This window comes from Mongoliibacter ruber, from assembly GCF_003003005.1.
Lineage (GTDB): Bacteria > Bacteroidota > Bacteroidia > Cytophagales > Cyclobacteriaceae > Mongoliibacter > Mongoliibacter ruber.
In genome coordinates this window covers 23,095-43,764 of record NZ_PVTR01000013.1, presented here as the reverse complement: position 1 = coordinate 43,764, position 20,670 = coordinate 23,095, and the positions used below count along the sequence as shown (strand labels likewise).

19 protein-coding genes and 1 tRNA gene are annotated in these 20,670 nt (G+C 38.1%); 14 read left to right on the top strand and 6 right to left on the bottom strand.

What is annotated here, in order from left to right; translation table 11 throughout:
• Positions 1 to 9 precede the first annotated feature (9 nt).
• Together lpxD and CLW00_RS18080 are read right to left on the bottom strand one after the other, a co-directional pair.
• On the bottom strand, positions 10 to 1,032 hold the full coding sequence (gene lpxD, locus CLW00_RS18085; protein ID WP_106135113.1) for a UDP-3-O-(3-hydroxymyristoyl)glucosamine N-acyltransferase: 1,023 nt from the start codon (positions 1,030 to 1,032) through the stop codon (positions 10 to 12).
• A gap of 14 nt (positions 1,033 to 1,046) precedes the next feature.
• Entirely contained in the window at positions 1,047 to 2,282 is a 1,236-nt protein-coding gene (locus CLW00_RS18080) for an HD domain-containing protein (protein WP_211300222.1), read from the bottom strand.
• Positions 2,283 to 2,333: 51 nt separating this feature from the next.
• Between CLW00_RS18080 and porX the strand changes: the two genes are divergently transcribed.
• From porX to CLW00_RS18065, 3 genes are read left to right on the top strand one after another with little or no spacing between them, the layout of a single operon-like run.
• Positions 2,334 to 3,893 carry a T9SS response regulator signal transducer PorX gene (porX, locus tag CLW00_RS18075; protein ID WP_106135165.1) on the top strand — a complete coding sequence of 520 codons (1,560 nt, stop codon included), beginning with the start codon at positions 2,334 to 2,336 and terminating at the stop codon, positions 3,891 to 3,893.
• Positions 3,894 to 3,899: 6 nt separating this feature from the next.
• The gene (tsaE, locus tag CLW00_RS18070; RefSeq protein WP_245917370.1) at positions 3,900 to 4,343 is read left to right on the top strand and encodes a tRNA (adenosine(37)-N6)-threonylcarbamoyltransferase complex ATPase subunit type 1 TsaE; all 444 of its coding nucleotides are present in this window, start codon (positions 3,900 to 3,902) and stop codon (positions 4,341 to 4,343) included.
• Positions 4,336 to 5,538, top strand: a complete 1,203-nt coding sequence (locus CLW00_RS18065; RefSeq protein WP_106135111.1) for an alanine dehydrogenase — start codon at positions 4,336 to 4,338, stop codon at positions 5,536 to 5,538. Before tsaE ends, CLW00_RS18065 begins: the two co-directional genes overlap by 8 nt.
• Here the strand turns inward: CLW00_RS18065 and CLW00_RS18060 are convergent.
• The gene (locus tag CLW00_RS18060; RefSeq protein ID WP_106135110.1) at positions 5,535 to 6,008 is read right to left on the bottom strand and encodes a response regulator; all 474 of its coding nucleotides are present in this window, start codon (positions 6,006 to 6,008) and stop codon (positions 5,535 to 5,537) included. The genes CLW00_RS18065 and CLW00_RS18060 overlap by 4 nt on opposite strands.
• A 205-nt stretch (positions 6,009 to 6,213) precedes the next feature.
• Here CLW00_RS18060 and CLW00_RS18055 point away from each other — a divergent pair, with 205 nt between their 5' ends.
• From CLW00_RS18055 to CLW00_RS18035, 5 genes are all read left to right on the top strand, one after another.
• Positions 6,214 to 7,299 carry a ThiF family adenylyltransferase gene (locus CLW00_RS18055; RefSeq protein WP_106135109.1) on the top strand — a complete coding sequence of 362 codons (1,086 nt, stop codon included), beginning with the start codon at positions 6,214 to 6,216 and terminating at the stop codon, positions 7,297 to 7,299.
• Position 7,300: 1 nt separating this feature from the next.
• Complete coding sequence (locus tag CLW00_RS18050; RefSeq protein WP_106135108.1) at positions 7,301 to 8,026, top strand: hypothetical protein; 726 nt, start codon at positions 7,301 to 7,303, stop codon at positions 8,024 to 8,026.
• Positions 8,005 to 10,110, top strand: a complete 2,106-nt coding sequence (locus CLW00_RS18045; RefSeq protein WP_106135107.1) for a 7TM diverse intracellular signaling domain-containing protein — start codon at positions 8,005 to 8,007, stop codon at positions 10,108 to 10,110. Before CLW00_RS18050 ends, CLW00_RS18045 begins: the two co-directional genes overlap by 22 nt.
• Before the next feature lie 145 nt (positions 10,111 to 10,255).
• A complete protein-coding gene (locus tag CLW00_RS18040) occupies positions 10,256 to 10,792 on the top strand; it encodes an inorganic diphosphatase (RefSeq protein WP_106135106.1) in 537 nt (178 codons plus the stop codon).
• A 49-nt stretch (positions 10,793 to 10,841) separates the two neighbouring features.
• Positions 10,842 to 11,894, top strand: coding sequence for a porin (locus CLW00_RS18035; protein ID WP_106135164.1), 1,053 nt, complete (start codon positions 10,842 to 10,844; stop codon positions 11,892 to 11,894).
• A 1-nt stretch (position 11,895) separates the two neighbouring features.
• Here CLW00_RS18035 and CLW00_RS18030 read toward each other — a convergent pair whose 3' ends face one another.
• Positions 11,896 to 12,357, bottom strand: a complete 462-nt coding sequence (locus CLW00_RS18030; RefSeq protein WP_106135105.1) for a hypothetical protein — start codon at positions 12,355 to 12,357, stop codon at positions 11,896 to 11,898.
• Positions 12,354 to 12,947: an acyl carrier protein phosphodiesterase gene (locus tag CLW00_RS18025; protein ID WP_106135104.1), complete on the bottom strand. Its 594-nt coding sequence runs from the start codon at positions 12,945 to 12,947 to the stop codon at positions 12,354 to 12,356. The genes CLW00_RS18030 and CLW00_RS18025 overlap by 4 nt, the downstream gene beginning before the upstream one ends.
• A gap of 67 nt (positions 12,948 to 13,014) precedes the next feature.
• Between CLW00_RS18025 and CLW00_RS18020 the strand changes: the two genes are divergently transcribed.
• Positions 13,015 to 14,943 carry an AAA domain-containing protein gene (locus CLW00_RS18020; RefSeq protein WP_106135103.1) on the top strand — a complete coding sequence of 643 codons (1,929 nt, stop codon included), beginning with the start codon at positions 13,015 to 13,017 and terminating at the stop codon, positions 14,941 to 14,943.
• On the opposite strand, the gene CLW00_RS18015 is transcribed toward CLW00_RS18020, so the two are convergent.
• The gene (locus CLW00_RS18015; protein WP_106135102.1) at positions 14,944 to 15,489 is read right to left on the bottom strand and encodes a DUF4924 family protein; all 546 of its coding nucleotides are present in this window, start codon (positions 15,487 to 15,489) and stop codon (positions 14,944 to 14,946) included.
• Positions 15,490 to 15,693: 204 nt separating this feature from the next.
• On the opposite strand from CLW00_RS18015, the gene lepA reads away from it, so the two are divergent.
• From lepA to CLW00_RS17990, 5 genes are all read left to right on the top strand, one after another.
• Positions 15,694 to 17,487 carry a translation elongation factor 4 gene (gene lepA / locus CLW00_RS18010; RefSeq protein WP_106135101.1) on the top strand — a complete coding sequence of 598 codons (1,794 nt, stop codon included), beginning with the start codon at positions 15,694 to 15,696 and terminating at the stop codon, positions 17,485 to 17,487.
• Between the two features lie 124 nt (positions 17,488 to 17,611).
• Positions 17,612 to 17,965, top strand: coding sequence for a four helix bundle protein (locus CLW00_RS18005; RefSeq protein ID WP_106135100.1), 354 nt, complete (start codon positions 17,612 to 17,614; stop codon positions 17,963 to 17,965).
• A 171-nt stretch (positions 17,966 to 18,136) separates the two neighbouring features.
• Positions 18,137 to 19,021, top strand: coding sequence for a bifunctional 5,10-methylenetetrahydrofolate dehydrogenase/5,10-methenyltetrahydrofolate cyclohydrolase (locus tag CLW00_RS18000; RefSeq protein ID WP_106135099.1), 885 nt, complete (start codon positions 18,137 to 18,139; stop codon positions 19,019 to 19,021).
• 98 nt (positions 19,022 to 19,119) lie between these two features.
• Positions 19,120 to 19,202, top strand: a tRNA-Leu gene (locus CLW00_RS17995).
• An 88-nt stretch (positions 19,203 to 19,290) separates the two neighbouring features.
• Positions 19,291 to 20,640, top strand: a complete 1,350-nt coding sequence (locus tag CLW00_RS17990; RefSeq protein ID WP_146131454.1) for a hypothetical protein — start codon at positions 19,291 to 19,293, stop codon at positions 20,638 to 20,640.
• Positions 20,641 to 20,670: the final 30 nt, after the last annotated feature.

Below are 20,670 nucleotides of genomic sequence, written 5' to 3'. Positions count from 1 at the left end.
CCCGCAAAGTTATTGTTTTTTTTCCAGTTCCTTTAATTTATCCTGTATCTGCGGAAGATTTTTAAATATTGTATAAGATTTGAGAAAATGTTTGATATCCATTCCCATGTAGCCAAATATCGTTTGTCCAGGTTTTTTGATGCTTTTGGAAATACCTGTTTTAGCCGCAATGGTAGTATTATCTGCGATTTTTATATGACCAACAATTCCTACCTGTCCAGCGATGATACAGTTTTTGCCGATTATGGTCGATCCTGATATCCCAGTCTGTGAAGCGATTACGGTGTTTTCACCAATCACCACATTGTGAGCAATCTGAACCATATTGTCTATTTTGGCTCCTTTCCTGATAATAGTGGATCCCATAGTTGCACAGTCAATTGTTGTGTTGGAACCTACACTTACACTGTCCTCGATGATCACATTTCCGATTTGAGGAATAGATTTGTATGTTCCGTCTTCTTGGGGAACAAATCCAAAACCATCAGCACCTATGACTGCTCCTGAATGGATTTCACAATTTTTTCCAATAACACTTCCATTCTTTATTTTGACACCTGAATGTAAAATTGTGTTGTCCCCAATGATTACGTTGTCTTCGATAGAAACATGAGCGTGCACTTTGACATTGTTGCCTAGGCTACAGTTTTTACCTATATAAGAAAAGGCAGCCCTGTAGCAGTCATCACCTATCCTGCTTGAAGAATCACAAAATGAAGGCTCTTCTATACCGGTTTTTCCCATTTTGGTGAGCTGTGCATACGCCTCCAATAAAGTGGTGAAACCATTGTAGGCATCTTTGACCCTAATCAATGTACATGGTAAATTGGACTTGGGCCTGAAGTCTTCCGATACAATTACAGCTGTAGCTTCAGTAGTATAAATATGGGGTTCATATTTTTCGTTGGCTAAGAATCCAATTCCACCTTCCTTTCCTTCTTGGATTTTGTCCAAGCGATTGACTTTGAGATTTTCATCTCCTTCTACTTTTCCACCTAAGATGGTCGCGATTTGTCCTAAAGTAAACTCCATTATTGCATTTTAAATTAGGTGAGGTTTTTAGCCAGACAGACGTAGTGTTTTTTTACTATTTTGCTCATGGCTTTTATGTTTGGAAGGTCTGCGGCTTGCGCTACGTCTATAATTTTTCCTTTTTTAGTCAAAATATAGATTCTTTCCTTTGTAAGGTAAGCGTTGTTGCTCAAGGATCCATGATTGAAGAAATAATGCAGATCTTCTTTTGGAATATTAAGCCTATTCATCGTTTTATGTTTCAAATCCATTATTTCTTCTTCTGAGAACTCCTCACTTCTGAGGTTGATTTTGTATAGTTTTCTGGTCAAAAACATTTCTGAAATGTTCCTCAAAATATAGTCAGACTCATTTTTCCATAGCTTGATTGCTCCCCAAATATCAAAATCATCCAAAGTTAAAAACCTGTCTAATAATTCCCTCGAATTCTCGAAATCATAAAATCTAAAGTCATTTTCAAGAAAATAAATCAGTTCCTCAGTACCATTCAACTTACCACGTCCCTGTTGAATCTCCTTTCCCCTCATGATAAGGTTGATGAGCATCTTTTCAGCAGATACGGTGGTTTTGTGTAAATAAACCTGCCAATACATCAACCGTCTGGCAGAAAGGAAGTTTTCGATACTATACAGACCTTTTTCTTCAACGACCAATTGGTCATTTTTAATGTCCATCATCTTTATAATCCTATCGGCCCCAATAGTGCCTTCAGAAACACCTGTAAAAAAGCAGTCTCTTTGAAGGTAATCCAAGCGGTCTATGTCTAGCTGACTGGATACAAGCTGATGGAAGAATTTTCGCTCATACTGATTTTTGAAAATTTTCACAGCAAGTTCAAGTCTTCCGTCAAATTGTCTGTTAAGCTCTTCAATAATCAAAAGCGAGAGTGACTCATGCGGGATATTCTGCAATAAGCTAAACTCTAAGGCATGGGAAAATGGGCCATGTCCCACATCGTGAAGCAGAATGGCTATCAGGGCAGCTTCGTATTCTTCATCACTGATTTCATTACCTTTATTTCGTAAATTGTCCAAAGTGATGGTCATCAGGTGCATAGCACCCAAAGCATGATGGAATCTTGTATGCAGTGCTCCCGGATATACGAAGTCCGTTAAACCAAGCTGCTTGATACGACGTAACCTTTGAAAGTAAGGATGGTCAATGATAGAAAAAATAAGTTCGCTGGGTATGGTAATAAATCCATAAACTGGATCATTTAGAATCTTGTGACTTTTCAATGTCTCTGACATTTGATTGGTTCCAAAAGTAATTATAATTTTAAAAGAAATAAACCGGATTTTATGCAAAAATTTAAAATACTTTGGGCGGATGATGAGATTGATCTACTCAAACCTCATATACTTTTTTTAGAACAGAAAGGCTATGATATCACTACGGTCAACAGCGGAGTGGATGCAATCGATAAGGTAGAGGAAAATAATTTTGATGTTATTTTTTTGGATGAAATGATGCCTGGAATGACAGGCCTTGAAACCTTGCAACAGGTCAAAATGATGAAGCCGCAAATTCCTGTGGTGATGATCACTAAGTCAGAAGAAGAGCATATCATGGATGATGCCATCGGTGGTAAAATTGCCGACTACCTAATCAAACCTATCAACCCCAATCAAATTTTGCTTTCTGTAAAGAAAATCCTTCAGAACAAACAGCTGATAACTGAGAAAACAAACCTTTCTTATCGCCAGGATTTTATGAATATCAGTATGGCTTGTGATGATGCTTCTACATATCAGGAGTGGACTGATATATACAAAAAGCTTACTTACTGGGAGATTGAGATAGAGAAAACGGAGAATAAGAGCATGCAGGAGGTATTGGATACTCAAAAAGTAGAAGCTAACTCCTCTTTCGCAAAGTTCATTAAAAATAACTATGTCGATTGGCTAAATGATTCCAAATCAGAGGCTCCAATTCTTTCTCACAAGGTGCTGAAGGAAAAAGTGTTGCCCCATATCAAAGCCGGTAAACCATTATTTTTGTTGGTGATCGATAATTTAAGGCTTGACCAATGGGAGATTTTAAAGCCATTAATTTCTGAATATTTCAATACAAAGGAGGAGGGAACCTATTTTAGCATATTACCTACTACAACAGCCTATGCCAGAAATGCCCTGTTCAGTGGTATGATGCCTTCTGATATGGCTAGATTCCATCCTGACTTATGGGAAGGCGAGGATACAGACGAGGGAAAAAACAATAATGAGGAAGAATTTTTGAGTGAAAATCTCCACAAGAACAGGATGAACATCAAGTTCAGTTACAACAAAATCCTCCAAGCGTACCAAGGTAAAGCTATTTTGGAACAATTCAACAATATGCTTAGCAATGACCTCAATGTATTGGTTTATAATTTTGTAGACATGATGTCACATGCCCGTACGGATATGAAGATGATCCGTGAATTGGCTCCGAATGAATCGGCTTATAGGTCATTGACCAAAAGCTGGTTTGAGCACTCGTCTCTTTTTGAGTTTATCAAAAAAATCCATGATGCCAAAGCGGAGGTGATTATCACCACTGATCATGGCACCAAGCGCGTAAATAAACCTTATAAAATCATCGGAGACAAGAATGTAACCACCAATCTGAGGTACAAACAGGGGAAAAATTTAAACTTTGAAAGTGGAAAGGTTTTTGAAGTTGCAAGACCTGAAGATGTGAAACTTCCGAAATTTAATGTGTCAACTAGTTATGTTTTTGCAGTAGAAGATTATTTCTTTGCATATCCTAACAATTATAATTACTACGTAAATTATTACAAGGATACTTTCCAGCATGGGGGTGTTTCTATGGAAGAAATAATAATCCCTATAGCCCATATGATTCCTAAGGACAATTAAATTGATTTGAAAACAATAGAAATGACTGCCCTCGATCAAATAGATCAGGTAGCAAAAGAAGTTATCGAGTATTGTAAAGCATCCTACATTTGGGTATTCAAAGGACAAATGGGGGCTGGTAAGACTACGTTGATAAAGTCAATTTCTAAAGTTTTTGGAATAAAAGATGTAGTATCCAGTCCTACCTTTTCCATAATCAATGAATACCATAATCCTGAGGGCCAAATATTCTATCATTTTGACTTTTACCGTATCGAAGATCCTTCTGAGGTATTGGAAATCGGAATAGAAGAGTATTTTTACAGTCAAAAATACTGTTGGATAGAATGGGCCGAGAAAATCCCTGATTACATCCCGCCGGATTTTATGCTTATCGAGCTACACGTGGAAGAAGATGGCAGCAGAAAGATTACAATGGATAAGATAGTAAACTACGAAAGACATGGTTGAAATGACAGAAGGTGTTGGATTGGCCCCCAAGGAAGCTCCTGCGGCAATTAAAAATTCAAAGCATTCTTTGGTGATAGGATTGCCTAGGGAAAGAGCAGCTCAGGAAAAAAGGGTTGTACTTACACCAGATGCAGTCAGATTGTTGGTAAACAATGGTCAAACGGTGTATGCCGAAAGCAACGCAGGAAAGCTCTCCAAGTTTTCGGATAGAGAATATTCAGATGCAGGTGCCAAGGTAGTATACTCAGCTAAAGAGGCTTTTGATGCAGAGGTGGTACTTAAAGTAGAGCCTCCAACTGAAGAAGAAATAGAATTTATGAGGCCTGGAGCATGTTTGATTTCTGCCCTTCAGCTAGGTAAGCAAAAAGCGGAATTCATACATGCACTTAATAAAAAACGCATCACTGCGGTATCTTTTGAGCATTTGGAGGATAAAGTAGGAGGAATGCCAGTAGTGAGGGCAATGAGCGAAATTGCAGGCAGCACTGTGATGTTGATTGCTGCAGAATATCTCAGTAGTGTAAATGACGGAAAAGGGCTTATTCTAGGTGGTGTTACAGGAGTGCCTCCTACAGAAGTGGTCATTATAGGAGCAGGTACAGTAGCGGAATATGCTGCACGTACAGCTTTGGGTTTGGGTGCAAGTATTAAGGTGTTTGACAACCATATCTACAAACTTAGAAGGATAAAGCAATTACTCGGTCAACAGGTATTTACCTCTACGATAGATAATTTCACCTTGGCGCAGGCAATCAAAGAAGCAGATGTCGTCATAGGTGCATTGAGAGTGGAAAAAGGGAAGAATAAAATCGTGGTCAGCGAGGAAATGGTTGCCGCCATGATGGATGGGAGTATTCTGATTGATGTCAGTATAGACCAAGGAGGTTGTATTGAAACTGCAGAAATGACTTCTCATGAGAACCCTACCTTTGAAAAACATGGAGTGATTCATTACTGTGTTCCAAACATCGCTTCGAGGGTTGCCAGGACGGCTTCAGTAGCTTTAAGTAATATTTTCACACCGATTCTGCTGCAGATGGCTGACTTAAAAGGAGCAGAGGAGATGATTTTTAATTATAAATGGTTTATGAAAGGTGTCTATACCTATAGAGGTAGCTTGACAAACGCGCACTTGGCAAGGAAATTTGCAATGACACACAAAGAACTACAACTTCTACTAGCTGCAAGATATTAGGAAAGTAAGTTTTGTCTCAGTAGAAATTCCAATTGTTCATTGGCTTTAAGAAGGTCTTCTGTCAGCTTTTTGTTTGCTCTTCGCAAAGCATATACTTCAAACGCATTTTTGATTACTGCCTTTAGATAGTCTTCATCCCATGGTTTGGTCAGGTAATGGTATACTTGCCCTTTATTGATGGCGTCTATCACAGCTTGAATGTCCGTGTATCCAGTGAGTAGAATTCTGATAGGGTCAGGATGTTTTTCAATTATCGAAGCAAGAAAATCAACGCCTGTCTCATTGGGCATTCTTTGGTCAGTAATGACGATATCTATTGGCTCTTCCATGAGGATTTTCCGTGCTTCTACAGCTGATATAGCCAAAGAAATTTTGTAGTCCCTTCTAAAAGTAGCTTTGAAAGCCTGAAGGTTATTTTCTTCGTCATCTACATATAGGATTTTGATTTTTTCTGTGCTTTCTTCGGACATTGCTCAGTATGTAATTTTGGTTTTGTGATTTTACGATTTTGAATGATTGTTTATAGCAATATTTATAAAACAAATTAACTAATTTTTAAAACCTGATGGATTAAATATCGAAATTATTATTGTTTAGGTAATATTTTTTTCTTTTTAATAAGAAAGTTATCTGAATCACATAACTTTACTATCTACACTCACCCCTCTGTATATAATGAAATTCATTAATAACCTTGATGAGATAAGTCAGTCTGAACATCTGATTCTTCAACCGGAAGATTCTTCGGAAATGGACTTGATTGATCAACTTGCTTCAGATCCAAGAGTTCAAGTATTGGACCAAATTAAATCTCAGATTGCAGAATGGATAAAATTAAGTAATCCAAAAGTAACTTTTAGCAAGGATGCCCTCAAGGATGAAGTTAATAAATTCCTCAAAAAAAATGGATCCCAGTATGGAAATTGGGTTTATTATCCGTGGAGAAATACGCTTGTAAGAATACTACCTCAAGCTGAATTTATAGAAGTCCGCACTATCCGCAACAAATATAAAATTACTGAAGAAGAGCAAAAGACCCTCAGTACGAAGAAAATCGGAGTGATAGGCTTGTCTGTTGGGCAAAGTGTAGCCTTAGGTTTGGCAATTGAGCGCGTATTTGGTGAACTTAGGATTGCAGACTTCGACCATGTGGAGCTTGGCAATATGAATCGAATAAGGACTTCTTTGGTCAATCTTGGAGTGAAAAAAACCACTATTGTCAAAAGAGAAATAGCTGAAATAGACCCTTACCTCAAAGTGACGGTGTATGAGGAAGGCATTCATGATGACAATATAGAGGCATTTTTTTGTGAAGATGGAAAGCTTGACCTCCTTATTGAAGAGTGTGACAACATTAAAATGAAGATTCAAAGCCGTTTGATGGCAAAAAGTCTCCGTATTCCAGTCCTTATGGATACCTCTGACAGAGGCATGTTGGATATTGAAAGGTTTGATTTAGACTCAAATCTTCCGATTTTTAATGATAAGTTAAAAGAGTTTGGTCCTGAAAATTTGCTTTTGGATAATTTTGATAAGAAACAAAAGCAAATCTTAGGCGCTATTTTGGATTTTGAAAAGCTATCTGAAAGGGCTCAGATCAGTATAAAGGAGATAGGAAAAACAATTACCAATTGGCCACAGCTTGCATCATCAGTGATTATGGGCGGTGGGATATGTACGCATCTTTCGCGACAGATTTTACTTGGGCATCAAGTTAAATCTGGCAGGTTTTATGTAGACATGGACGAGATCGTCAAATAGCATGAAGGTAAAAATAAAAGTAGTAAGGGCCATATCCTCCCCGGAAGAAACAAAAAGGTATATTGATGGACATTTCAAGGTCTTAGAGTCTTATGGAGTTACGAAAGTAACTTCTGCTGATACCTCTTGGGTCAATAATCCAAACGTTTTTCTTCTTTTGGTAGAGTCAGTAGAAAATCCGGATTTGGTGCTAGGAGGTGGTAGAATACAATTGAGATCCAATGATTTTCCACTTCCCCTTGAAGGCGCAATTCTAGAGAAAGATGAAAAAATCCTGCCATTTATGGAACAGTTTAAGGATTCAGATGTCGCTGAATATTGTGGCCTATGGAATTCCAAACTTGTCTCAGGTTATGGAATTGGTAGTATTTATCTGATCAGAATAGGAGTAGCAATTGCTTCTTTTCTTAAATTAAAGGCACTCTTGGCTTTTTGTTCGCCCTATACCGTAAAAAACTCGCAATCGGTAGGCTTTGAAATCATTACAGCCTTAGGCAATGAAGGGACATACCTTTATCCTAAGGAGGGATTGATAGCGACTATCATGCAGATTAAGGATGTATTAGAACTTCCATTGGCAGATGAAAAGCAAAGACAGAAGATATTTCACTTAAGAGAGCATCCATTTCATATAGCTTCCGAATCAAGTGATAAAGGTTTGTTGGAAATTCAATATGATTTAAATATCAGTGAACTTGTTCATCAATGGGAGACCTCAAAAAAATAAACAGACTTTATTGGTTATTGCCCTTGGTGTTTTTGCTAGGGGCTACACTTATTTTTCTGTTTGGTTTCTTTGGAGACCGTACTCCAAGTTCATTGGAGAGTTTTGAAACCTTTGTTTTTGATCCAGAAAAGGGTGATTTCGAGGTTTTAAATGTAAAAAGTAGTGGTTATAATGATTTAGGATTTGTCGAAGATACAGTCAAATTAAAAATCCCCTTGAACAGTGCAGCTTTTGAAAAAGCTGATTTGATTGAAATTTCCAACCCAACTTTTGTTTTCACATCGCTCAATTATGTAGATGAAGAGGGCTTGATTATCGAGCGTCTGGAAGCGCTTACAGAGAGTGATTTTTTCTATCCAAATCCAGTTTACAGGTTGCCTGTTTACAGGGATTCGAGAGGGTTTCTGGAATTCAGAATTTTATCTTCAGATCCCCTTCGTTTTTCATTGACCACTTATGAGAATGAGAGGATTTTGAAGAAAAGCAATCAAATACTTACCCTGGTATCTATTTATTGCGGGATCATGCTTGCTCTGGCACTTTACAACTTCTTCCTATATTTTTTAGTGCAGGATAAGGGATATCTTTATTACTTTTTGTATATCATATGTATAGGAATGGCTCAGATATCTCTTTTGGGCTACAGCAATATTTTCTTTTTTCAAGAGAATACCGACTTGTATCAAGTCAGCATTATTTTCTTCTCATCATTTTCAGGAATATTTGGTGTACTCTTCATACAGAACTTTCTCAAAACAAAATTTCATACTCCAAAGCTTCACCTGGTACTCAATGGAGTTGCCATTCTGTATGGGATAGGTTTTACTTCTCGCCTGTTTGGTTTGGTAGAAGTGAGTTACTCCATCACAGATTTGGCTGGATTGATGGTTGTGGTTTTCTTTATTTCTACAGCATTTGTAGTAGCCAACAAGAATTTCAAACCTGCTGAATATTTCCTTTTTGCCTGGGCTTTCTTCCTGGTAGGATTATTCTCCTTTATACTTCACAATACAGGCCTTATTTACCTTGGGACCTTCCCGAGTCTACCGATGCTTTTGGGGACTGCTTTTGAAGCGATATTACTTTCGCTCGCATTGGCATATCGAATCAATGCCTTAAAACAGGAAAAAGATAAGGAGCAAAGTGAAAAGTTGAGGGTTATGGAAGAAACCGAAATACTGATTTTGAGACAAAATGAGGTTTTGGAAGAAAAAGTCCGCAAAAGAACTGAGGAGCTTGAGGAAATTCTTCACGATTTGCAACAGACACAAACCCAACTTGTGAACCAAGAGAAAATGGCATCCTTGGGCCAATTGACTGCAGGGATAGCACATGAAATCAACAATCCCATCAACTTTGTCTCTTCCAATATATCCCCTTTAAAAAGAGACATCAAGGACATATTGGAAATCGTGGAGGCATACAGAAGAAAAGGTGCTGTCGAATTTTCTGATGATACTAGGAGAGAGCTTACTGCTCTCGAAAGGGATCTGGAATTTGACTACCTTTTAAATGAGGTAGAACAGTTGCTGAAAGGAATGGAAGATGGAGCAAAGAGGACTGTGGAGATAGTCAAAGGACTTAGGATTTTTTCACGGATAGATGAGCAAGATATCAAGCATGTGGATATTCATGAAGGTATTGACAGTACTTTAGTCTTGCTCAATAGCACTATTGGTAGCCAAATAGAAATAGTCAAAGAATACGGCGCTATTCCAATGGTAGAATGTCTTGCAGGTAAAATCAACCAAGTATTTATGAACATCCTGAATAATGCTGTTCATGCACTTTTAGATCATCCCGAAGAAGGGAAGAAAGGTATGATCACCATCAGAACTTCACTTGAAGGAGATTTTGTCAAGATTCAAATTGAGGATAATGGTCCAGGAATACCCAAAGAATTGCAAAATCGAATTTTTGAACCATTTTTCACCACCAAAGCTGTCGGTCAGGGAACAGGTTTGGGACTTTCAATAGTCTATACCATTATTGAGAATCACCGTGGGAAGCTTACAGTGCATAGTGATGAGGGTCAGGGGACTACCTTTATGATTCACTTGCCAGTTTCTCAGCCTGAGGCATGAACAAAGTGATTTAGAGTCATTATAGTTGTTTTTCCTGTCCAGTAAAAATAGAATTGAACTGGAAAAAGAAAATTAAAGCTTTGCCAAAATGTAAATAGGCAGTAATTTGCGTTCCAATTCAGATATTTAAATAAAGTTTTTAGTTATGATTAATCCATGGCACGATGTGCAAATAGGAAAAAACGCCCCGGAATTTGTGATGGGCGTGATTGAAATACCAAAAGGGAGTAAAGGTAAATATGAGCTTGATAAAAAGACAGGCATGCTTCTTTTGGATAGGGTATTGTTTTCTGCGGTACATTATCCGGCAAATTATGGTTTTATTCCACAGACTTTTTGTGATGACAAGGATCCCTTGGATATCCTGATTATTTCTCAGATCGATATTCCTTCAATGACTCTGGTAAATGCCAAAGTGATCGGTGTGATGAGAATGGTAGATGGTGGAGAAGCTGATGATAAAATTATCGCGGTAGCCTCTGAAGATCAATCCGTCAATTATATCAATGATATTGATGAGCTTCCTCCTCACTTGATGAAGGAGGTTCACAGGTTTTTTGAAGATTACAAAAAACTTGAAAACAAAGAGGTCAAAGTAGAAGATTTTTTGGGTAAGGAAGAAGCCTACAAAATCATACAGGAAAGTATTGATCTTTATGATCAAAACTTCAGAACACATTAATATCCATTGCCCGGAACCTGTTCCGGGCATATTTTTTATATTTGGGTTTATGAGAAAATTGGTTTTAGCGCTTTTCCTATTTTATACACAGGCTTCTTATGCGCAGGAGAATACCTTTAATTCTAAATTTACCTTTTCCGGATATGTAGAGACCTATTATTCTTATGACTTCAATCAGCCTGAGGAGCATTTAAGGCCTGATTTTTTGTTCAACTTTAATAGACACAATGAGTTTAGCGTTAACCTTGCTGTACTAAAAGCAAGTTACACAGATGATCGTTTTAGGGCTAACTTTGCCTTGATGACGGGAACCTATGCCCAGTATAACCTTGCGGGGGAACCTACTTGGGCACAATTTGTCAATGAAGCTTCAGTAGGTGTTAAAATCGCTGATAAATTGTGGCTGGATATGGGGATTATGCCTTCACATATAGGTTTTGAAAGTTGGTATGGTATGGATTGTTGGCACCTAAGCCGCAGTCTGATGGCTGAAAATTCCCCTTATTTTCTTACAGGGGCGAGGTTGACTTATGAAAAAAGCGAAAGACTTGATTTAATACTTTGGGCAACAAATGGATGGCAGAATGTCCAAAGGAATCCGAGAAACCAGTCTATTGGCTTTGGCCTGGGCGTAAATTATAGGCCTATGGAAGGCATGGAAATCAACTATGCCAATTATTTCGGTAACGAAAGTCCACAGCCTCTTTATAGGGCCCGTTTCTTTAATAATTTTTACCTGCAATACGAAAAAAACAGGTGGGGAACTACAGTAGGCGCTGATTATGGAATTGAAGATACTTACTTTGGTTTTATCAACCATTGGTACGGTGTAACTGCTTCTTTAAAAAGAGAAGTGTTTGAAAAATTTATCCTTGCAGGTAGACTGGAGTATTATTCAGATCCGAAAGGTGTAATTGTAGATCAGGGAGTCAAAGTTTCAGGTGCTTCATTAAATTTTGACTATATCGTGGCACCATCAGCTTTACTAAGGTTGGAAATTAGACAATTTTATACTCCTGATGAGGCATATTTCGAACTGCCAGGGGCAAAGTTCAGTAGAGGAAACACCGCTGTGACTACATCTATGGCGGTAAGATTTTAATTTAGTTTTTTTTCATTTTATCCACCTTTTTTTTGATTAGCCTCTTTTGCAGGTAAGCCAAGAACTTCTCATAATTTACGTGTTCATGATTACTTAGGGTAAAAGAGGTTTTATCATCAAAAACAATGGTAAGTTGGCTGAACTCCCTTTTATTGGTTGTTACTTTTTCTTCTTCCCATACCAATACTTGATCCAAAGCATAGGTTTTTGTTTTCCCTCTCAAAGGCAGTCTAGTGATAATTTGTGATTTTCCAGCAGAAATAAACTTGTATGAAGCCATCATTTTTACCAAAAGCAAGAGTATTACCAAGGTCAGTAATACAGCAGCAAAAAGGTAGAAAAACAAACCTAAAGTCCGTACAGTGGCGAAATGATTGAGTATGTAAATCAATCCGCTGATCAAAATAATAACTATTAAGCCAAGTGCTAAATAAGTACTTGTTTTTGGTTTACATTCAATCATTCTGATTTCAGTTCTTGAAGTTTGACTTTGGAATGCTGAACAAGATCCTCGAAAAAATCCCCGAAATGAATCCTTAAGTACTCATGGTGTTCATCCAAAAAGATATGAGCTGTTTCCAATTTAGACTGAAACCGCGTTTTCTTGGCCATACCTGTCATTGCTCTACGGATTCCGTCCAGCTCACCATACCCACCAAGCCAATTGTAGTATTTCATGTAGGCAAAGGTCTTTAGGAATTTTACAGGTAAGACATCACGGAAACTTTCTATTGTTTCATATACATTTTGAACATAGTCCTGCAATGGATCGCGATGATAATTTTTCCAGTATTTGGCCAAAAAATAGTCAAAATACATGTCTGTGATTACAGTAGAATACCTGCCATATTCCGGTCTCAAGATTTCTTGAGCTTCTTTCACCACAGGGTGATTGTCAGTAAAATGATCAATCTCCCAATGAAGTTTTACACCTATGACTATTTCTTTTTCATAGGATTTTTCTATTGCTCCTCTCACAAAATCACCTATAAAGTTGCCTACAAGCACCTTAGGTTCCTCAAATGACAGATATGCATGCGCTAAATAATTCACAGTATATGTATAACAGTATTTAAAGGGTGGTGTTTAACTGTTAGATTTGTGTTAAAATTAGCAATTGATGTCAGAAATTCAGGAAGAATTAAAAATTTCTTTAAAACTTTTAAAGCAGGAATGGCAAGAAGACCTGGAACAATACAAGAAAAAATTTTTATACAGCTCACTTTCAGATAGAAAAGATGAGGGAATTTGTTGGTATCCCGTTTCACTCAAAAAAACAAGGTTTGGTTATGGTGAACGTCTCATTGTTGACCTGGAAAGATCAGAACCTAATCAAGCCCATCTATTTCAGTCAGGCAAATCGGTCTCTATTTTTTCTAATCATGAATCCTTTAATTCTCCTAAAAACAGGATCAATGGGGTCATCAATCAGGTCAAAAAGGATGTCATGACGGTAACCTTTCAAGTGGAGGAGTTGCCGGAGTGGTTTCATAAGGGGAGAATGGGAGTAGACCTCTTGTTTGATGAAGCAAGTTACAGAGAGATGGAAAATGCTTTACATGCTGTAGCCAAAGCCGATAACAGTAGGTTGGGGGAGCTGAAGCGTGTTTTGCTGGGGGAAAAAGAAGCCGAAATCAAGCAGCGGGAATTCAATCCACTGGAGCACCTGAATGATAAGCAGAATGAAGCGGTGGAGATGGTCATAAACGCAAATGATGTTGCCATTATCCATGGCCCTCCTGGAACAGGGAAAACCACTACTTTGGTAGGGGCTATTGAAAAAACACTCGAATGGAATCCTCAAGTGCTGGTTTGTGCACCGAGCAACGCTGCAGTGGATCTATTGGTAGAGAAATTATCGGAAAGGAGTGTGGCTACCTTGAGAATGGGGCACCCCGCTCGGGTTGATGAACAGATTCTTTCCCAGACTTTGGATGCCAGAATTGCCAATCACGATAGTTACAAGGATTTAAAGCGCCTTAAAAAATCCATAGAAGAATTTGTCAAAATGGGTAAAAAGCATAAACGCAATTTTGGCCATGAGGAAAGGATGCAACGCAGGAGGAATTTTGAGGAAGCGGACAGGTGTAGGGATGAAGCTAAAAATCTTGAAGATTATATTGTGTATGACATATTCAAATCTGTTCAGGTCATTGCATGCACTTTGGTTGGGGCTGCGTCCAATTACCTCAAAGGCATGAATTTCCCTGTTGTTTTTATAGATGAAGCGGGACAGGGACTAGAGGCGGCCACTTGGATACCTATCCAAAAAGCCAGTAAGGTGGTTTTGGCGGGAGACCATTTCCAACTTCCACCTACGATCAAGTCCTTTGAGGCTGCCAAACTGGGTTTGAGTGTGACATTATTTGAAAAAGCAATTCTCAGACAGCCATCTAGTTCAAAAATGCTTCAGGAGCAATACAGAATGCACAAGCTGATCATGGGTTTTTCCAACACTTATTTTTACAAAGGAGAACTATTGGCTGCCTCAAATACCAAATTGCATTACCTCCAAGAAGACGAACCCGTTTTGGAATTTATTGATACTTCCGGATCGGGTTACACAGAACAGGTAGAGGAAGAATCATTGAGTACTTTTAACCTGGAGGAAGCAAGGTTTGCCTTAAGTTATTTAGAAAAAATGCTCAAAAGATTTGGAGTGAGTACACTTAAGGAACAGGAAAGAAGTATAGGTCTGATCGCACCATACAGGGCACAAGTGAGACGATTCAATGAATTGCTTTTTGACACGTATGAATTCCCCAACCTTCGCTCTTATTCAGAGTTCCTGACCATTGACTCTATTGATGGTTTTCAGGGGAGAGAAAGGGATATCATGATGATCAGTTTGGTTCGGTCAAACGCCAAAGGAGAAATAGGGTTTCTAAGTGATACCAGAAGGATGAATGTAGCCCTTACCCGGGCCAAAAGAAAAATGATTCTCATTGGAGACAGCGCCACCCTAAGCACTCATCCTTTTTACAATGCGTTTTTGGATTATGTGGATGAAAATAATTGTTACAAAAGTGTTTATGAGTATTTGGAGTAATCAATTTTCCCTTACGCTTTTCTCCTGATTGTAAAAGTAAATCCAGTTGAGATAGCTCAGCACATTCCCAAAGGCATCTGTGGCTTCATTCATGTCTTTGGGGATTTCTCTGCCTTTTAATTTGGCCAAAAGCAATCCGTAAACAGCATTTAGACAAACTTGGATTTCATTGGAAGGAGCTTCTTCTCCGGCCTCAATTACCAAATGGACAATGTGCGGTTTAGCGTTTTTGTAATGCTCAAAGTATGTTTTGTCAGTTTTGATCAGTGACCAATGGATTGTAGCCAATTCTGCAACATGTATTTGGGTTTTACTGAGGTGTCCTTTTTCTGCAATCCCCTCTTTCTTCATTTGTTCTGCCAATTCTGAGAACCAATTTAGCGTTTCTTCTTTCTCTTCATCAGAAATGGGATAATGAGAAACAACAAATTGTTTGATTTCATCCAGGTTGAACTCATAGGCCCGGATCAAATCTTCCATTTGGTACATATAAATGATGTATTCAGGGATATTTTGGGATTTTTTCTTTTCAGCTACAGGCTTCATAAAGTAAAGGCAGGTTGTGACCACAAAGAAAATAAGTTTGCAGGTATTTTGTCAAGATAAATGCAAAATCATCTGTTAAAAAAAGATAAACCACATTTACCCAATCAAAAGGTTATAAAAAGATCAATCTGACAAAACAAAAAAGGTTAACCTTTGATTTGTATACCAATAAAACCCATAATTTTATCTATTTTTGCGCCCAGAATGAATATGCAAAAAATTAGAAATTTCTGTATCATTGCCCACATTGATCACGGCAAGAGTACACTGGCAGACCGTCTACTACAGTTTACCAATACGGTGACTGATAGAGATATGCAGGACCAATTACTTGATAATATGGACCTGGAACGTGAGAGAGGTATCACCATCAAGTCTCACGCTATCCAAATGAAGTACAATTATAAAGGTGAGGAATATACCTTAAACCTCATTGATACTCCAGGACACGTGGATTTTTCCTATGAGGTGTCAAGGTCTATTGCAGCTTGTGAAGGGGCTTTGTTGATTGTAGATGCTTCCCAAGGTATTGAAGCCCAAACTATTTCAAATTTATATTTGGCTATTGGACATGATTTGGAAATCATCCCGGTGTTGAATAAAATTGACTTGCCTGGTGCAGATCCTGAAGTAGTAGCAGATGAAGTGATTGACCTGATCGGTTGTGATAGGGAAGATATTGTCTTGGCTTCCGGAAAAGAAGGAATAGGAATAGAAGATATCTTGGCCGCTGTAATAGAAAAAGTGCCACCTCCGAAAGGAAATGTGGACGAGCCCTTGCAGGCTATGATTTTTGATTCTTTATACAATCCATTTAGAGGTGTAGAGGTACTTTTTAGGATTTTTAATGGCACTATCAACAAGGGTGATAAAATCAAATTTGTCAACACAGGTAAAGAATATGAGGCTGATGAAATCGGTATTTTGGGTTTCAACCAAATCCCTCAAAAAACCATGTCAGCTGGAAATGTTGGTTACCTGATTTCTGGTATCAAAGTCGCCAAGGAAGTCAAAGTAGGTGATACGATTACCCATGTGAAAAATCCTTGTGCAACCACTATCAAGGGATTTGAGAATGTAAAACCTATGGTTTTTGCGGGTATCTATCCTGTAGAAACGACTGATTTTGAAGAATTGCGTGCTTCCATGGAAAAGCTTCAGCTCAATGATGCTTCTTTGGTGTGGGAACCGGAAACTTCCGCCGCATTAGGCTTTGGGTTCCGTTGTGGATTTCTTGGTATGCTTCACATGGAGATCATCCAAGAAAGATTGGAACGTGAATTTGACATGACAGTGATCACCACAGTTCCCTCAGTACAGTTTAGGGCTTTGATGACCAATGATGAAATCAACCTCATCAATGCACCATCTGACATGCCTGATCCAACAAGATTCAAACATATAGAAGAACCTTTTGTCAAAGCAACCATCATTACTGCCTCAGACTATGTAGGAGCAGTTATTCAGTTGTGTATGGAAAAAAGAGGACAGATCAAAAACCAGGTTTACCTTACCTCAGAGCGGGTTGAATTATCTTTTGATATGCCTTTGGCAGAGATTGTTTTTGACTTCTTTGACAAGCTGAAGACCATTTCGAGAGGATATGCCTCTTTGGATTACGAAATGATAGGATTCAAGCAATCACATATGGTCAGACTTGATGTGATGCTCAACGGAGAAATAGTAGATGCACTTTCGGCGATAGTCCATAGAGACAAAGCTTACGAATGGGGTAAAAGACTTTGTGAGAAATTGAAGGAATTGGTGCCCCGACAGATGTTCGAAATAGCCATCCAAGCTGCCATCGGGACAAAAATTATTGCCAGAGAAACGGTCAAGGCATTGCGTAAAAACGTATTGGCCAAGTGTTATGGGGGTGATATTTCCCGTAAGCGAAAACTACTCGAAAAGCAGAAGAAAGGAAAGAAGAGAATGAGGCAAGTAGGAAACGTGGAGGTGCCACAGGAAGCATTTATGGCTGTGTTGAAGTTGGATTGATGATTTTACTTCATTATTCAAAGTTATTTCGGACTTACGATTTACGACTTACGGGGTGTAATTATAATTTTCATTTCAAATGAGTAGAAAAGTTTTGAAGTTTTAGATAAGTTATTTCTTGGATATGAAACTTGAAATGCAGCAAAGGACAAAACAGTTTGCAATTGATGTTTGGCGTTTGTGTGAAAAATTACCGCATTCAAGAGAGTTTAACGCTTACGTAAATCAATTGATACGATGTTCTAGTTCAGTTGCCGCAAATTATCGCGCAGCGGGAAGGGCAAAGTCAACAGCTGATTTTATCAATAAATTAAAGATTGTGGAGGAAGAAGGAGATGAAAGTCAATTCTTTCTAGAGGTTATTGATGAAATAAATACCAATCAGGAATTAACTCCCGAAATCAAACGGTTGATTAAGGAGGCGGATGAACTTGTTGCAATAATAGTTGCAAGTATTAAAACTTCAAGATTTCAATAACTATCATCAATATCCCTATCCAAGTTGAATCAATAAGTAAAGTTCATGTCCCGTACAAGCCTCGTAAATCGTTGTTCGTAAATCATATTATTCTAATCCAAGTTGAAACAACATAAGAAGCTTACATCTCAAATAAGCCTCGTAAATCGTAACTCGTAACTCGTAAATCCAATGCTTTTAATTAACGGAAAAACCACCTCTGAACAAATCAAATCTGAAATAGCTCAGCGCGTGGCGGAAATCAAAAAAGAAGGAGGTAAGATCCCTCATTTGGCTGCTATTTTGGTTGGCAATGATGGAGCTAGCCAAACCTATGTAGGTGCAAAAGTGAAATCTTGCCAACAGGTTGGTTTTGAGTCTACATTGGTAAGGCTGGAAGAAACTGTTACCGAAGAAGAGCTCTTAAAAGCAGTAGCGGATATCAACGAAAACCCTGAAATAGACGGGTTGATTGTTCAACTGCCTTTGCCAAAGCATATTTCTGTGGAAAAGGTGACAAATAAAATCAAACCTGAAAAGGATGTTGATGGATTCACACCTTCCAATGTTGGTAGGATGACTTTGGGTTGGCCCTCTTATGTAGCGGCTACTCCCTACGGAATCGTAGAGCTTTTGAAAAGGTACGATATTGAAACTTCTGGAAAGCATTGTGTGGTAATAGGTAGAAGCCATATTGTAGGTTCTCCGATGAGTATTTTAATGGCAAGAAATGAATACCCAGGTAATTGTACTGTTACCTTGACCCATAGTAGAACCAAAAACCTCCCTGAAATCACTAAAACTGCTGACATTCTGATTGTAGCGATCGGTAAACCTGAGTTTGTCACCGCAGAAATGGTTAAAGAAGGAGCAACTGTGATTGATGTGGGAATTCATAGGATTGCAGACGAAAGCAAAAAATCAGGATTTAGACTGATAGGGGATGTGAAGTTTGATGAGGTAGCTGCCAAAGCCTCTGCAATAACTCCAGTGCCAGGTGGAGTAGGTCCAATGACCATTGCATCTTTGCTCTACAATACCCTTTTGGCAGCTGAGGGTAAAATATATTCAAAATAATCAGCTGAAAATGAGCCTTGAGTCATTTAGGTGACTAAAAATAAATAATAAGAGTTGCAGTGAAAGGCTTTCCTTTCTACTTTTGCAGACCTTCAACCGCGCACGTGGTGAAATTGGTAGACACGCCATCTTGAGGGGGTGGTGCCCTACGGGTGTGGAAGTTCGAATCTTCTCGTGCGCACAAAAGCTCCGAAATATCGGGGCTTTTTGCTTTTTTAGCCTAAACTGATTATTTTCAACTAAACTGCTTTGATTTCGTAAAGTTTCTTATGATTAAGTACCTACTACTTCTTTGTGTCTGTGTGTTTCCCTATATGCATCAGACCTCAGCACAAGTCACAATGGTTAACAATCATTCAGGGATTACACAATATGGAATCCTGTCTATTGAAAAAAGAGTGATGGTTTTCAAACTCGACAGGGCCAAAGGGAACGTTGTTTTGTACATAAGAGATGAAAATTTAGAAATATCCGCTTTTCATGAAGAAGATTTGCAGCCAGGGATTTTGAATTTTACCTATGAGACAGATGAGAGGAATGCTTATTTTCTTGCTTCTTGGGGAAGTGAGTGGGGATTCAGGAAATTATTACTCAAGGTTGATTTCTTAACAGGAGCTGTTTCTAGATATGCAATAAATTCCAACTTGGTTTTTCCTTTAGAAATGATTCCTATCAAAGATGGAATTGTTATGAAAGGCGCCATAGAAGGAGGGGATTTTTTGGAAATTTTTAATTATAAAACCAATACACTCTATTCCATTACTGATTTTTTTGGTGTAGGTACCCAAATATGGGATATGCAAGTGCATGAAGAACAATTAGATGTATTGGTACATTCCTCAAACAAAAACCGCTCTCAATACTTACAAATCCTGTCTTTCGATAAAGATGCCAACAGGACTATTCGACTTCCTGTATACCTGCCAAAAGTAAGTGAATGTTTTATTCAAAATGCTCGGTTACTATATGGGCCATATGATGAATACAAAATAGTTGGTACTTATAGTTTCAAGCCAGGGGAATGGTTTTCAGGATATTTTCATATAGAAATCAATGAATTTTTAGAGCAAACTTTCACCACTTATGCTTATAGCGATTTTGAAGGCTTTTATGATTATAAAAAAAGAGGAAAAAAGAAAAAGAGAAAAAACTACAATAAAGAACTGACTCTTGCGGGGGCGGTTTCCGATGATGGTTATATTACTTTAGCTTCATTTTCTCCAAAGGTAGACAGGAAATTCATACATTTTTTGACAATTGATGCAGCTGGAAATAAGGTTTACGATAAGTCTGTCAAATTATATTTTAATCAAGGCTTGTATGGGGACGCATTTGATTTGGCCAATATGGGAGGGAATGTACAATTTATCTATAGAGGAAATGAAAACCGAAATAACCCTCAAGGCGAAAAGGTATTTGTTTTAGAAAAGGATCAATCTTCTTCTGAAATAAAGGTGCTTGAAAAAGTGGTTCAAAATAAAGATTCATCAATTTTGAGAGATCCTCGCTTTCAATTTTGGTATGACAATAAGTTTTTAGTTTTTGGAGTGATTCCTTCTTTTCAAATCCATTCTTCAGAACCTTTATTTATCCTTGATGTCATTGAAGTTTCGGAATAAAGTCAAAAATTATAAACCCCAGAGATATTC

Coding starts and splice junctions, on each gene's coding strand:
- CLW00_RS18050 (WP_106135108.1), top strand. CDS start 7,301: ATGAAGGTAAAAATAAAAGTAGTAAGGGCCATATCCTCCCCGGAAGAA.
- CLW00_RS18005 (WP_106135100.1), top strand. CDS start 17,612: ATGAAACTTGAAATGCAGCAAAGGACAAAACAGTTTGCAATTGATGTT.
- CLW00_RS18055 (WP_106135109.1), top strand. CDS start 6,214: ATGAAATTCATTAATAACCTTGATGAGATAAGTCAGTCTGAACATCTG.
- CLW00_RS18015 (WP_106135102.1), bottom strand. CDS start 15,489: ATGAAGCCTGTAGCTGAAAAGAAAAAATCCCAAAATATCCCTGAATAC.
- CLW00_RS18040 (WP_106135106.1), top strand. CDS start 10,256: ATGATTAATCCATGGCACGATGTGCAAATAGGAAAAAACGCCCCGGAA.
- CLW00_RS18000 (WP_106135099.1), top strand. CDS start 18,137: ATGCTTTTAATTAACGGAAAAACCACCTCTGAACAAATCAAATCTGAA.
- CLW00_RS18065 (WP_106135111.1), top strand. CDS start 4,336: ATGGTTGAAATGACAGAAGGTGTTGGATTGGCCCCCAAGGAAGCTCCT.
- CLW00_RS18030 (WP_106135105.1), bottom strand. CDS start 12,357: ATGATTGAATGTAAACCAAAAACAAGTACTTATTTAGCACTTGGCTTA.
- lepA (WP_106135101.1), top strand. CDS start 15,694: ATGAATATGCAAAAAATTAGAAATTTCTGTATCATTGCCCACATTGAT.
- porX (WP_106135165.1), top strand. CDS start 2,334: ATGCAAAAATTTAAAATACTTTGGGCGGATGATGAGATTGATCTACTC.
- CLW00_RS18060 (WP_106135110.1), bottom strand. CDS start 6,008: ATGTCCGAAGAAAGCACAGAAAAAATCAAAATCCTATATGTAGATGAC.
- CLW00_RS18035 (WP_106135164.1), top strand. CDS start 10,842: ATGAGAAAATTGGTTTTAGCGCTTTTCCTATTTTATACACAGGCTTCT.
- CLW00_RS18080 (WP_211300222.1), bottom strand. CDS start 2,282: ATGTCAGAGACATTGAAAAGTCACAAGATTCTAAATGATCCAGTTTAT.
- CLW00_RS18045 (WP_106135107.1), top strand. CDS start 8,005: ATGGGAGACCTCAAAAAAATAAACAGACTTTATTGGTTATTGCCCTTG.
- CLW00_RS17990 (WP_146131454.1), top strand. CDS start 19,291: ATGATTAAGTACCTACTACTTCTTTGTGTCTGTGTGTTTCCCTATATG.
- CLW00_RS18020 (WP_106135103.1), top strand. CDS start 13,015: ATGTCAGAAATTCAGGAAGAATTAAAAATTTCTTTAAAACTTTTAAAG.
- lpxD (WP_106135113.1), bottom strand. CDS start 1,032: ATGGAGTTTACTTTAGGACAAATCGCGACCATCTTAGGTGGAAAAGTA.